Origin of the sequence: Tamlana flava, assembly GCF_041287255.1 — a bacterium.
In the GTDB taxonomy this organism is placed as follows: domain Bacteria; phylum Bacteroidota; class Bacteroidia; order Flavobacteriales; family Flavobacteriaceae; genus Tamlana; species Tamlana flava.
The window spans coordinates 478,964-492,117 of record NZ_JBGGTX010000002.1 but is presented as its reverse complement, the minus strand read 5'-3'; the positions used below and the strand labels follow the sequence as shown (position 1 = coordinate 492,117).

The 13,154-nt window shown below is 37.6% G+C and carries 13 protein-coding genes; 5 read left to right on the top strand and 8 right to left on the bottom strand.

Annotation, left to right across the window (positions count from 1 at the left end; genetic code table 11):
* Positions 1–20: 20 nt before the first annotated feature.
* From ACB104_RS06670 to ACB104_RS06635, 8 genes are all read right to left on the bottom strand, one after another.
* Entirely contained in the window at positions 21–1,094 is a 1,074-nt protein-coding gene (locus ACB104_RS06670; protein WP_370477507.1) for a PA0069 family radical SAM protein, read from the bottom strand.
* Between the two features lie 196 nt (positions 1,095–1,290).
* A complete protein-coding gene (locus ACB104_RS06665; RefSeq protein ID WP_370477506.1) occupies positions 1,291–2,073 on the bottom strand; it encodes an enoyl-CoA hydratase/isomerase family protein in 783 nt (260 codons plus the stop codon).
* Positions 2,074–2,095: 22 nt separating this feature from the next.
* Positions 2,096–3,580, bottom strand: a complete 1,485-nt coding sequence (locus ACB104_RS06660) for a sensor histidine kinase (RefSeq protein ID WP_370477505.1) — start codon at positions 3,578–3,580, stop codon at positions 2,096–2,098.
* A gap of 99 nt (positions 3,581–3,679) precedes the next feature.
* Positions 3,680–4,228: a CopD family protein gene (locus ACB104_RS06655; RefSeq protein ID WP_370477504.1), complete on the bottom strand. Its 549-nt coding sequence runs from the start codon at positions 4,226–4,228 to the stop codon at positions 3,680–3,682.
* A gap of 2 nt (positions 4,229–4,230) precedes the next feature.
* Complete coding sequence (locus tag ACB104_RS06650) at positions 4,231–5,598, bottom strand: MATE family efflux transporter (RefSeq protein WP_370477503.1); 1,368 nt, start codon at positions 5,596–5,598, stop codon at positions 4,231–4,233.
* Positions 5,598–6,632 carry a ferrochelatase gene (hemH, locus tag ACB104_RS06645; RefSeq protein ID WP_370477502.1) on the bottom strand — a complete coding sequence of 345 codons (1,035 nt, stop codon included), beginning with the start codon at positions 6,630–6,632 and terminating at the stop codon, positions 5,598–5,600. The genes ACB104_RS06650 and hemH overlap by 1 nt, the downstream gene beginning before the upstream one ends.
* Positions 6,633–6,809: a hypothetical protein gene (locus ACB104_RS06640; protein ID WP_370477501.1), complete on the bottom strand. Its 177-nt coding sequence runs from the start codon at positions 6,807–6,809 to the stop codon at positions 6,633–6,635.
* A gap of 20 nt (positions 6,810–6,829) precedes the next feature.
* A complete protein-coding gene (locus ACB104_RS06635; protein ID WP_370477500.1) occupies positions 6,830–7,729 on the bottom strand; it encodes an AraC family transcriptional regulator in 900 nt (299 codons plus the stop codon).
* A gap of 189 nt (positions 7,730–7,918) precedes the next feature.
* Between ACB104_RS06635 and hemA the strand changes: the two genes are divergently transcribed.
* From hemA to ACB104_RS06610, 5 genes are all read left to right on the top strand, one after another.
* Complete coding sequence (hemA, locus tag ACB104_RS06630) at positions 7,919–9,184, top strand: glutamyl-tRNA reductase (protein WP_370477499.1); 1,266 nt, start codon at positions 7,919–7,921, stop codon at positions 9,182–9,184.
* Positions 9,177–10,754 (top strand): hydroxymethylbilane synthase, encoded by a 1,578-nt coding sequence (gene hemC, locus ACB104_RS06625; RefSeq protein ID WP_370477498.1) that lies wholly within the window; start codon positions 9,177–9,179, stop codon positions 10,752–10,754. Before hemA ends, hemC begins: the two co-directional genes overlap by 8 nt.
* Before the next feature lie 90 nt (positions 10,755–10,844).
* A complete protein-coding gene (gene hemE / locus ACB104_RS06620; RefSeq protein ID WP_370477497.1) occupies positions 10,845–11,870 on the top strand; it encodes a uroporphyrinogen decarboxylase in 1,026 nt (341 codons plus the stop codon).
* Positions 11,863–12,621 (top strand): EI24 domain-containing protein, encoded by a 759-nt coding sequence (locus tag ACB104_RS06615; protein WP_370477496.1) that lies wholly within the window; start codon positions 11,863–11,865, stop codon positions 12,619–12,621. Before hemE ends, ACB104_RS06615 begins: the two co-directional genes overlap by 8 nt.
* Positions 12,611–13,153, top strand: coding sequence for a GNAT family N-acetyltransferase (locus ACB104_RS06610; RefSeq protein WP_370477495.1), 543 nt, complete (start codon positions 12,611–12,613; stop codon positions 13,151–13,153). The genes ACB104_RS06615 and ACB104_RS06610 overlap by 11 nt, the downstream gene beginning before the upstream one ends.
* Position 13,154: the final 1 nt, after the last annotated feature.

Here is a 13,154-nt window from a genome sequence, read left to right as displayed (position 1 = left end):
TATAGTCCGCTTTTTCTTTGCTAAAATAACTTGAGTTGTCCTTGTTTAAACTGCTCGTGCAAGGCTGTGTTTAATTTCGGAAATGCCTTGTCTTTAAAGTATTTCTGCCGTGCCAAAGCCACAAGATTATTAATTTGTTCGGCTATTTTGTCTTCACCTCGCATTCTTGCACCGTAACGTGAATCGTTTAGGCTACCGCCATGGCAATTTTCTATTTGGTGCAACACTTTATCGGCACAATCTGGCAATGTTTTGCTAATCCAATCGGTAAAAATTTCACTAATGGCACCGTTTAGTCTAACTATGGTATGCCCTATGGAAACGGCCCCATGTTCTGAAGCAGCTTTGGCTAAAGGTAAAATTTCATGACTGTTTATTGAAGGAATTATTGGGGCCAACATAACATTAACGGGTATGCCATGCTTGTTTAAGGTTTTTACGGTTTCTAAACGTCTTTTTATCGTGGCCGTTCTGGGTTCTAAAATGCGCCTGGTGCCTTCTGAAAGTGAGGTTATAGACACATTAACGCCAATTAAACTATCTTTAGCCAATGCTTGTATAAGGTCTAAATCCCGTAAAATCAACGCATTTTTTGTTATGATACCTACAGGATGTTTGTACTTTAAAAATACCTCCAAACATTTTCGAGTAATTTCAAACTGTTTTTCGGCAGGTTGGTAACAATCGGTATTTCCAGACATCACAATGGGGTGTGCCTTCCAACTTTTCTTTTTTATATAGGCTTCCAAAAGTTTTGGCGCATCTTTTTTTATCAAAATTCGACGCTCAAAATCCAAACCGGCACTGTACCCCCAATATTCATGCGTGTTTCGAGCATAGCAATAAATACAACCATGTTCACAACCTTGGTAAGCGTTCATGGAATACATCATGCCCACGTCTGGGCTTTCCACTTTATTTACGATAGTTTTGGGGAAGGTTTCTAAATACAGGGTTTTGTTGTTATCGGCTGTTTCGCCTTCTTTTTGGCAATATTCCAAAAAGTCGTCGCGCATTTCGTGGCTCAATTCAAAAAAACGGTTGTGGACGTTAAGCTGCGCACCGCGGCCTTTTATAACAGATTTGGGGTTCATAAACATTAACATTTAAAGAGAAACAAAACCTAACTCTTTAAAGTTAGCCATTATTTAACCCGAAAACTGTTAAAGCAAAAATGGGTTATTAACAAACTTGATTTTGTAGAAAATTTCAACTAACTTCGTTTAACGATTGACATAAGTCATTAAAACGACGCATATCATCGCATTAAACGAACAACTTAAAAAAAACCTAATTCCCAGGAAAATCAGCTTTTCGTTTTTCTAAAAATGCGGTGGTGCCTTCTGTAAAATCTTCAGTACCAAAGCATTTTCCAAATTCGTTAACCTCAACTTCAAAACCGTTAACACCATCTTTAAAATTGGCGTTTATGGCGTGTACGGCAGCACCTATGGCCACAGAAGAATTATTTAAAATTTTAAGGGCTATTTTTTCGCAAAGGGGCAACAATTCCTCTAGTGAGGTTACATGGTTTACCAAACCATAATTTAGGGCTTTGTTGGCATCAATCATACCTGCGGTCATAATCATTTCCATAGCCCTGCCCTTGCCAATTAACTGGGGTAAGCGTTGTGTACCACCATACCCGGGAATAACCCCTAAACTCACTTCGGGCAAACCCAATTTGGCATTATCACTGGCTATTCTAAAATGGCATGCCATGGCCAATTCCAATCCGCCACCAAGCGCAAAACCATTAACCGCTGCAATTACCGGAGTTGATAGATTTTCCACAAAATCGAACAATATTTTTTGCCCGTTGGCTGCTAACTTTTTGCCTTCTTCCACGCTAAAATTGGCGAATTCACTAATATCGGCACCAGCTACAAAAGCCTTTTCTCCACTACCAGTAACAATAATTACTTTGGTGTTTTTGTCCCTATCGGCTGTATCAAAAGCATCATGAAGTTCGTTAATGGTTTCCTTGTTTAAGGCATTTAACTTTTTAGGCCGATTTATGGTTATTGTAGTAATGCCGTTATGCGATTCGAATAAAACGTTATTGTAACTCATTTTAATAGATTTCTAGTGTCGTTTATGCTTTAGGAAACGTAACTTTAAACGTCGTTCCTTTATCTTTTTCAGTATCAAAAGAAATGGTGCCTTTATAGGTTTCTACAATGTTTTTTACCATGGCCAAACCAAGACCCATACCACTTGTTTTGGTGGTGAACTTGGGCTCAAAGACTTTGTTTTTATTTTCTTCTGAAACGCCTACACCATTGTCCGCCACTGTTATAAACACTTTGCCCGCTTCGGTACCTACTTTAATTTCAATTTTGGGTGTTTGGCTTTCTGGAATGGCCTGAATGCTATTTTTTACCAAATTAGTAACCACACGAATGAGTTGCGAACGGTCAAATTTTGCTATAATTTCTTCAGATTCCGCCTGAAATACGATGTAATCTTCATTAAAAATATCTAAAGCCAATTTAACGATTTTTACCACGTTAAGTGTCTCGCTTTGTTGGGCGGGCATTTTGGCAAAGTTTGAAAATGCCGAGGCAATGGCGCTCATAGTATCGATTTGCTGGATGAGCGTTTTGCTGTATTCATCTACCTTTTTATGAATATTTTCATCCTCTGGATTAAACTTACGCTGGAAATTTTGCACCGTTAATCGCATGGGTGTTAACGGATTTTTAATTTCGTGGGCCACCTGTTTGGCCATTTCACGCCAAGCTTGTTCGCGTTCACTTCGCGCCAATTGAATGGCACTTTCCTCAAGTTCATCAATCATACTGTTATAGGAACTCACCAAAGTAGAAATTTCTTCGCTGGTATCGTCAACATCAATTTTTTGATTGCGCTTTTCCAGTCGGGTAGTATTTATTTTATCACTTATAGTTTTAAGGGACTTTGTAATGTATTTAGAAAGCCAAAACGCAATGACAATAGCCGTAACCAGCACAAACATAAAAGCAAAACCAAGTCGCGTTAAAAATTCTTCAAGTTCCTTTTGTAGAAAATCGTCCTTTTCAAGGTAAGGAATGTTCAATATGGCCAAGGGTTTCGACTTTTGGTCCAAAATAAAGGTGTAAGACGACTGAAATAATTCGCCATTTTCTCTATGCTTATCCACATATCGATGCCTAGTCAATTCCGATTCACTATTAAACTCCACCGTATTATTAATGGCGTTCATTATTTCTGCATCCAAACACTTCTCAGCAACTTCGGTTTGAAGTCCAGCTTTAGATGAGATTAACAACCCACCTTCCAAATCGTACAAATTGATTTGCAGTTTATGGATATCGGCAATATTGTAAATTTCTTCCTTGAATATATAGGGAATGTTTGCAGTCTTTACTTCCCAGGTGTTTTGCCTACCATTTAAAACTCGTTTTAAGTGCGTTTGAATACTTCCCTCTTTACGCTCCAAACGACCCTTGTGATAATCTTGACTTTGCTCGCTGTATTGATAAATGGCTACCGCCGAAATGAGGACAGAGGCCAATAACACCAAGAGTATCATAGCTAAGAAGATGCGGGTGCGTAAGGAAAATTTTTTGAGTTTCATTCAGAATTATAGTGCTTAAATATAGCAATAATCAAACCAAAGACCCTAAGGGTCATTTAAAATAAAGTGAACGCCTAAAAGTTAATTATTTTGAATTGTTTAGGCCTCAGGGTTTTTGTCCCTAATGTTCTTATAGACTTTATAGCCGAGCATTATAAAAACGCCTAAAACGATTATGCCTACAACGCCCCAAACCCAATTTATGGCACTTTTTAGGATGACCAAAAACACAACCGCAAAAAGAATAAACGTGGCACCCTCATTCCAAATGCGCATAAAACTAGAGGATTTTATTACCACATCGTTTTGTAGTTGCTTGAAATATTGGTGCGTTTTTAAATGATAAATGAAAAGCAGAACTACAAAACCTAATTTTACATGCATCCACGGTTGTTGAAGCCAATAGGGTTGTAAAACCAATAGCCAAACTGCAAAAAGTGTGGCTAAAATAGCAGAAGGCCAAGTAATGATATACCAAAGGCGCTTGGCCATGAGCTTTAACTGTTTTCCTAAAATTTCCTTATCTGGTGAAGGTTTATAAAAAGCTTCAATTTGATACACAAACAAACGGGGAATGTAAAACAGGCCTGCGAACCAGGTAATAACAAAAATAAGATGAAAGGCTTTTATGTAAGCGTAATATTCCATGTCTATAAATTGGAAGTTAGTACATCTTCTGGGTTCAAGTTCTTAATTATTTCCCTATTTAAAAAATAGGCCGTTACAATCGTTGCCAAAATATCCGATATTGGGAATGACACCCAAACGCCAAGCTCATCCCAAAATAAGGGTAAAATTAAAATCAACGGAATAAAGAAAAACCCTTGTCGACATAAAGTAAGCAGAAGCGCTTGTCTGGCTTTACCAATAGCCTGAAAATAGGCCGCACCGATAAGTTGAAGTGCTATTATAGGTGTTGCTGCAAAAACCCAACGCATGGCAGGAGGTGTTTCTTTTATGACTTCAGCATCATGAGTAAACAGTTTGGTAATGGATTCCGGAAATACCATAAGCAAAATAAAAACCATTGTGGCCAATCCAGCAGCATATTTTATGGCAGTGTAAATGGTTTGTTTAACCCGTTCGTATTTCAAGGCTCCATAATTAAAACCGGCAATGGGCAAAAAGCCTTGTGTAATGCCAAAAACGGGGAACAATGCAAACATGAGCATACGCCCTACAATAGCGTAAGCAGTTACCGAGGATTCGCCCCCCAAATGAAACAAAATATTGTTCATAAACAGATAGGTAATACTGACTACAGCCTGTCTTGATAAAGTTACAAACCCCAAAGAACTGATTTCGGAAACAATGGGTCTATCCAATCCAAAATGCGAAAAGTTTATTTTTAATTCCGAATTTTTAGACAGGAAAAACCATAATATAAAAGCAAAACACAACAAATAGGATCCGGTGGTAGCCCAAGCAGCACCTGCCATTCCAAAGTCCAAAACATTTATTAAAAGATAATCTAAAATTAAATTTGAGATTGAAGGAATCATCATGGCATACATGGCAAATTTTGGCTTACCTTCTGCCCTGATTACCGTGTTTCCCATCATACAAAGTGCTAAAAATGGCACGCCATAGAGTACAATGACATAATAGATTTTTGCGGGCTCCAAAATATTGCCTTTGCCCCCAAACGCAGGTACAATGCCATCAACAAACCACAACCCGAAAACAACCATGGTTATGGTGAGCAATAAGGTAAGCGTTATTTGGTTGCCAAAAGTTTTAAGGGCTTTATCGTGATTGTTCGCACCCAATGCCCTAGAAATTATTGAAGAACCTCCAACCCCAATGGACATTCCCAAGGCCGCAATAAAAAACGATACCGGCAATACTACATTAATGGCAGCTATGGCAATAGAGCCTATCCAATTCCCAACAAAAATGGTGTCGACCAAGATATTGAGCGACATCACCAAAATACCAATGGATGCAGGAACTGCCTGTTTTATGAGCAGTTTGCCTATAGGTTCCGTACCTAAATCTTGTGCTGATATTTTTGCCATTAAACTGCCAAGGTTTCAGAAGTTGCCCATTGGTTTATCCATTTTGATAACAAATCCACAAATTCCTTATCATCATTTAAACACGGAATTGTTGTAAAATCCTTTCCGCCCATTTCATGAAAAATTTCCTGGCCTTCCATGGCTATTTCCTCAAGGGTTTCCAAACAATCGCTCACAAAAGCGGGTGTAACAATGGCCATGTTTTTTATGCCATGCTTTCCTAAACGCTCAATGGTTCTATCAGTGTAGGGTTGTAACCAAGGGTCAAAACCCAAACGAGATTGAAATGATGTAGAGTATGTACCTTCTTTAAGTTGAAGGTTTTCAGCGACCAATCGTGTGACTTCTAAACATTGATGTCTATAACAGAACTCATGTGCCTTGCTTGGTGTAACACAGCAACTGCCGTCTATTTTGCAATGTGATTTGGTAACATCGCTTTTACGGATATGCCGTTCTGGAACACCATGGTACGAAAACAATAAATGCTCGTGATTTTTACCTTTTAAATGGTTTTTTATGGAGTTGGAAAGCACTTCAATATAATCTGGTTTGTTGTAAAACGCTGGTACCGATTCTATTTTTAAATTTGGAAAATATTGCTGACGAAGCTCTTCGGCCAAAACCGTAATAGTTTCAGTAGTCGCCATGGCAAACTGAGGGTATAAGGGAAAAAGTAAAACCTCCTCAACACCTTTATCAACCAATTCTTGAAGCCCTTTTATAATGGTCATGCTGCCATAACGCATGGCCAGAGCCACAGGCACCTCAACTTGCTTTTGGATTTTCCTTTGAAGGCGCTCTGAAATTACAATGAGGGGAGAACCTTCATCCCACCATATTTTTTTATAGGCAGCAGCCGAAGCTTTGGGTCGGGTTTTTAAAATGATGCCTCTAACTAGTAATGCCCTAGCCGTGTAGGGAATATCAATAACGCGCTCGTCCATTAAAAATTCACCTAAATATTTTTTTACATCTTTGGGTTCTGGACTATCTGGTGACCCAAGATTGACTAGTAAAATTCCTTTGTTCATTTATTTTTTTAAATCTGTTCTATTGTTTTCAACGTTTTGTTGATGATATAGTTTTGGGCGTTCTTCTTTATAGTCGCAATCTTGGAAAATGCCGCAAGACACATTAGTTCGCGCTAGAGATTTAGTGACCTCAAATTGTTTTGACAGGGCTTCAATTTCTGGGGTTAAATATTTCATAACATTTGGTTTTTAATCTCCTAATTTAAGGACATAATATATTTTTTTGGTGTAGTACCGTATTTCTTTTTAAAGGCCGAAATAAAATGGCTTGATGTGCTGTAACCAACTCTATGCCCCACTTCATTCACATTATTCTCGCCTGATTCCAACAGTTTTCGCGCGACTTCCATCTTATAGTCGAACAAAAAGCTAAAAACTGAATCACCATAAATTTGTTTAAAGCCTTCTTTTAGCTTTTTGAGGCTAAGCCCAATTTCATCGGCCAATTCCTGCAAACTTGGTGGCTCTGCCATACGTGCCACGATAATATCCTTGGCTTTTCTAATTTTTATCACATTGGTTTCATCAACCAAAAATGGGCATTGCTCGATGTCTGCTTCCTCGCTTCTGTTGAAATACAAGCTTAACAGTTCATAAGCTTTTCCTTTAAAATAAATGGATTTTATGGACTGGTTGAGATTGTAATTAATAATTTGGTTGAGCACAATGGCCATTGAGGGTGAAATAACGCCGTCTTTATAATATTTTTTGTCACGATTGTCTTCGCTTAAAAACGTAATATAATTGGCCTCTTGAGAAAAAAGTCCATGAAATTTTTTAATCGAAATCAATATGGAAACCATCCATGAATGCGGATTTATTTCCAAATTAATTGGAAGCTCACGCTGTGGGTTGTACAACAACAACGAATTCTCTTCAAGAATATTCAATCTGTACCTGCCTTCGTTAAAAACAAACTGACTAGAGCCCTTTACACAAAAATGAAACTGGATATAATCGCTATCTATTTCTTTAACAAGGTTTTGCACTTCACTGCCTTCATTTTTATAAGCCAACACAACAAAGCCCTCATCTACTTTTGTTTCTCCAAAAGAACTTTTGGCGACACTTTTTCCTTCCTTAAATTCTTGATTCATATTTCTTTTATTTAGATTGATTCTAAATTGAATCACCAAAACCTGCCGAATACTCTACAAAAGTATGACATTTATCATGTTTTTAAAAAAAACATCGGCAAAAAACCACAAACGACACTAATAGTTCTTTTAGCGTTATTTTTTTTAACGTCATCCGTATACTTTTGCTTCATATTATCAGGTATTAGCATGCAGAAGTACAATATTTCAAGAAGTAATTACTTTTATGCCATTGGTTTGAGTTATAAAAAAGCCGATGCAGACATAAGAGGGCACTTTAGTTTAGACGATGAAGCTAAAATAGCTTTGCTTGCCCAAGCCAAAGCCAACGATATTGAAAGCTTGGTGGTGACTTCTACCTGTAACCGTACCGAAATTTACGGTTTTGCGCAGCATCCCTTTCAACTTATTCAACTGCTTTGCGATAATACCAGAGGTACCGTTGAGGAATTTCAAAAGGTAGCCTATGTTTTCAAAAACAAAGAAGCCATTGCGCACATGTTCCGAGTTGGTTCTGGTCTAGACAGCCAAATTTTAGGTGATTTTGAAATTATTAGTCAGTTGAAACAAAGCGCTAAACTATCGCGAAAACATGGATTGTTAAACCATTTTACCGAACGATTGGTCAATGCAGTTATCCAGGCAAGCAAACGTATAAAGACCGAAACCGATATTTCATCTGGTGCAACTTCGGTATCTTTTGCTTCAGTACAATACATTTTGAATATGGTTGAAGATGTTGCAAACAAAAACATTCTTCTTTTCGGAACAGGAAAAATAGGCAGGAACACTTGTGAAAACTTGGTAAAACACACCAAGAATGAGCACATAACACTCATTAACAGAACCAAGGATAAAGCCGAACAAATTGCCGGAAAATTCAATTTAATCGTTAAAGATTATGCGAATTTACAAGAAGAAATCAACAATTCTGATATTTTGATTGTTGCAACCGGTGCACAACGCCCAACCATTGACAAGCACATTATACAATCGAAAAAGAACCTTTTGATTTTAGATTTATCTATTCCAAAAAATGTGAATGCCAATGTTGAAGAATTAAACAATGTTTTGCTGGTTCATCTTGACCATTTATCTAAAATCACTGATGAAACTTTAGAAGCGAGAAAACAACACATTCCTTCGGCCGAAGCTATAATTGAAGAAGTAAAAGCTGAATTTAACAGTTGGTTGGAAACCCGAAAATTTGCGCCAACCATAAAGGCCTTAAAACATAAACTTGCTGATTTCGCCGCTGCGGAATTGGATGCGCAACGCAAAAAAACTGCTGATTTTAATGAAGCTCAAGCCGAAATTATCAGCAATAATATCATTCAAAAAATCACTAACCACTTTGCACATCATTTAAAAGAAGATGATGTTTCTACAGACGAAAGTTTAGAACTTATCAAAAAAGTGTTTCAGTTAGAAGAACCTCAAAAAACGAATGTCTAAAACCATTAGAATTGGTACGCGTGATAGTGAATTGGCACTATGGCAAGCCAATATTGTAAAACAGCAACTCGAAAATTTAGGCCACAAAACCGAACTTGTTCCGGTAAAATCTACAGGCGATTTGGTACTTGACAAACCGCTTTATGAATTGGGCATAACTGGAATCTTTACCAGAACTTTAGACATTGCCATGCTAAACCACGATATTGACATTGCAGTGCATTCCCTTAAAGATGTACCAACTGTTTTACCAAAAGGCATTGTTCAAGCCGCGGTTTTAAAACGTGGTAATGTAAACGATACTTTGGTTTTTAAGAATAACGAAGAGTTTTTAGGGGCCAAAAATGCGATTGTTGCTACTGGTAGCTTGCGAAGAAAAGCCCAATGGCTGAATCGATTCCCCACACATACCATTGTGGATTTGCGTGGAAATGTCAATTCGCGCCTGCAAAAACTGGATGACAATGAAGATTGGAACGGTGCTATTTTTGCTGCAGCTGGTATTGGGAGAATAGGCATACGTCCGGAAAATGCAGTGAATCTGGATTGGATGGTTCCTGCGCCAGCTCAAGGTGCCATAATGATTACGGCATTAGAGGAAGATGAATTTGTTAGAAGTGCTTGTGCCGAACTTAACCATAAAGAAACCGAGATTTGCACCACTATTGAACGCGAGTTTTTAAATAAGCTTGAGGGTGGCTGTACCGCACCCATTGGTGCGCTTGCCAATATTAAAGACGAGGAAGTTCACTTTAAGGGTGTATTGTTGAGTGAAAATGGCACTAAACGGATTGATGTAACCCGAGTTGAAAAACTTGGAAAACACGAAAATATGGCTCAATTTTGTGCCGATTTCATTATAGAACGTGGTGGTAAACGTTTGATGGATACCATAAAGCAATCCAATAAAAAAACGAACATCTATTCAACAAAATCGCTTTCTGAAGACCAACGTTTATTGTTCAACGAAAAGGTGGTTTCTGATAGTTCAGATTTTATAAAAATTAGCCTGAACCGTATTCGACCTCAAATACTTAGGTCTGAAATTCAAAACGTCATCATCACCAGTAAAAATGCCGTGGAATCCTTAACAACTAACTATTCTGCCCTTGAATTACAGTTCAAAAACATTTACTGTGTTGGCCGAAGAACAAAACGACTTATTGAGAAGAAAATAGGCAAGGTAACCCATGCCGAAAATAACGCTGAAAGTTTAGCGAATTATTTAGTTGAATTTATAGAAGGCACCGAAGTTACTTATTTTTGCAGCGATTTAAGATTGGATGTCTTACCAACCATATTGGCAGAAAACCATATAAATGTAAACGAAGTTGAAGCCTACCAAACCAAATTCGATGGCTTAAAAATTGATGAGTCGGTTGAAGGCGTTATGTTTTATAGCCCATCTACGGTTGAAAGCTTCGTTCAAAAAAACAAAGGAGAGGTGATTGCCTTCTGTATTGGTGAAGCCACAGCAAAAGAAGCTAGAAAGCATTTTGACGATGTACGCGTTGCAAAAGTACCAACTGTTGAGAGCGTCATAGAACTAGTAAACGAACATTATGTTTAAATCGTCATTACGAGGAAGTATGACGAAGTAATCTCATTAATAAGATTGCCATATCAAGCTGAAAAGCGCGATTCGCAATGACATGAAAATATGATAAAAAACGATTTATTTTTAAGAGCATTAAAAGGTGAAACCGTAAACCGCCCACCCGTTTGGATGATGCGTCAAGCCGGGCGTTATTTACCAGAATTTATGGCCATTCGTGAGAAATACGATTTCTTTACCCGATGCAGAACACCGGAATTAGCTAGTGAAATTACGATACAGCCCATACGACGTTACGGAATGGATGCCGCCATATTGTTCAGCGATATTTTGGTTATCCCTCAAGCTATGAATATTGAGGTACAAATGAAACCTAATTTTGGTCCGTATTTGCCCAATCCTGTTCGAACCTCAAAAGATGTTCAAAACGTAATCGTACCTGATGTTACAGTAGAACTCGATTATGTATATAAAGCCATAAAAGCTACCAAAGAATTGCTAAATGATGAAATTCCACTTATTGGTTTTGCTGGCTCACCTTGGACCATCCTATGCTATTGCGTGCAAGGTCAAGGTAGCAAAACCTTTGATAAAGCCAAGGAGTTCTGTTTTACCAATCCTGTGGCAGCACATCAACTACTTCAAAAAATAACCGATACTACCATTGCCTATTTGAAAGAAAAAGTAAAAGCAGGTTGTAACGCAGTTCAAGTTTTTGATTCTTGGGGTGGTATGCTATCACCAACCGATTATCAAGAATTTTCATGGCAATACATCAATCAAATTATAGAGGCACTAAAAGATGATGCACCGGTAATTGCCTTTGGAAAAGGGTGTTGGTTTGCGCTGCATGAAATGGCACAAAGTAAAGCATCCGCTTTAGGCATTGATTGGACCTGTTCTGCTCGCAATGCCCGCTATTTAACAGGAGGCAACATTACCCTACAAGGAAATTTCGATCCTGCCCGCTTACTATCACCGCCATCGGAAATAAAGAAAATGGTGCACCAAATGATTAACGAGTTTGGAAAAGATAAATACATTGTAAACTTGGGTCATGGTATTTTGCCAAACATCCCACTAGAAAATGCACAGGCATTTGTTGATGCCGTAAAAGAATACAATGCTTAAAAATATTGCCACAGGAATTAAAGCATACTTCGGAGCTTTTGGTTTAATATCCAAACTAAAACTCTGGAAATACTTTGCAATTCCAATGGTAATTAGTTTTGTAACCGCCATTCTTATTTTTACTTCAGCATATGGCTTGTCTGACAATATAGGACGTTTTATTTCAAAAATCTGGATTTGGGATTGGGGAAAAGAAACCTTTTCTACCATTAGTAATTTTATTGGTTGGCTTATCATAATCATTATCGGCCTTATTCTTTTTAAACATATCATAATGGCGCTATCGGCACCATTTATGAGTCCTGTTTCTGAAAAAATAGAAGCTCATTTCACAGGAAACACATCGCATACTCATAGAAATACTTCTTTTGCACAACAACTATGGAGAGGCATAAAAGTTAACGTTAGAAATTTATTAATGGAATTACTGTTAACCATTCCTATTTTGTTATTGAAGTTCATACCCATTGTTAACATATTTTCAACTATATTGCTGTTTTTAGTGCAAGCCTATTATGCTGGATTTGGTAATATGGATTACGCCCTAGAACGTCATTTTCAATATAAGGAAAGTGTTCAGTTTGTCCGCAAACATCGTGGTTTGGCCATAGGAAATGGAATTGTATTCATACTATGCCTTTTGGTTCCAATAATTGGTGTTATTATGGTTCTGCCCTTGTCGGTTACCGCAGCTTCAATCCAAACAATTGAGACCCTTAAATTAAAGCCAATAACTGTAAGTGAAGCTTAATTTTGATACATATCACATTTCACCCATAAACCTTCAAGACGCATGGAACTTGTGCAATTTTGTTGTGTCAAATGAAGAGCGTTTAAAGCGATATTTCCCAAAAACATTAGAGGAGAATTTAACCCCAGACCTGTCGAAAATTTTCGTTAAAAAAAAGGTTAAACATTTTGAGTCAAAAGAAGAATTTCTATTCGCCTTAAAGGAAAATGAATCCAACAACTTAATAGGTTTGATTTATTTAAAATCGCTTGATTGGAAAAAGAAACATGGCGAATTGGCATACTGCATTGATTACAATTATGAAGGTAAAGGCATTACCACAAATGCCATTCAAATCTTATCTGATCATGCTTTTGACAGAATAGGTTTAATTACGCTGAAAGCCATTGTGCATAAAAGCAATTTAGCAAGTATAAAAGTAGCCGAGAATTGTAATTTTACTTGGATCAAAACCCTTGAAAAGGAGCATACTCCGCCCGGTGAACTTCCTTTAGACATGGAGCTTTATGAGCTGTACAATGAATTTGAATAAT

Bases quoted from the DNA above. Each gene is read 5' to 3' on its own strand.
- ACB104_RS06670 (WP_370477507.1), bottom strand. From the start codon at position 1,094: ATGAACCCCAAATCTGTTATAAAAGGCCGCGGTGCGCAGCTTAACGTC.
- ACB104_RS06665 (WP_370477506.1), bottom strand. From the start codon at position 2,073: ATGAGTTACAATAACGTTTTATTCGAATCGCATAACGGCATTACTACA.
- ACB104_RS06660 (WP_370477505.1), bottom strand. From the start codon at position 3,580: ATGAAACTCAAAAAATTTTCCTTACGCACCCGCATCTTCTTAGCTATG.
- ACB104_RS06655 (WP_370477504.1), bottom strand. From the start codon at position 4,228: ATGGAATATTACGCTTACATAAAAGCCTTTCATCTTATTTTTGTTATT.
- ACB104_RS06650 (WP_370477503.1), bottom strand. From the start codon at position 5,598: ATGGCAAAAATATCAGCACAAGATTTAGGTACGGAACCTATAGGCAAA.
- hemH (WP_370477502.1), bottom strand. From the start codon at position 6,632: ATGAACAAAGGAATTTTACTAGTCAATCTTGGGTCACCAGATAGTCCA.
- ACB104_RS06640 (WP_370477501.1), bottom strand. From the start codon at position 6,809: ATGAAATATTTAACCCCAGAAATTGAAGCCCTGTCAAAACAATTTGAG.
- ACB104_RS06635 (WP_370477500.1), bottom strand. From the start codon at position 7,729: ATGAATCAAGAATTTAAGGAAGGAAAAAGTGTCGCCAAAAGTTCTTTT.
- hemA (WP_370477499.1), top strand. From the start codon at position 7,919: ATGCAGAAGTACAATATTTCAAGAAGTAATTACTTTTATGCCATTGGT.
- hemC (WP_370477498.1), top strand. From the start codon at position 9,177: ATGTCTAAAACCATTAGAATTGGTACGCGTGATAGTGAATTGGCACTA.
- hemE (WP_370477497.1), top strand. From the start codon at position 10,845: ATGATAAAAAACGATTTATTTTTAAGAGCATTAAAAGGTGAAACCGTA.
- ACB104_RS06615 (WP_370477496.1), top strand. From the start codon at position 11,863: ATGCTTAAAAATATTGCCACAGGAATTAAAGCATACTTCGGAGCTTTT.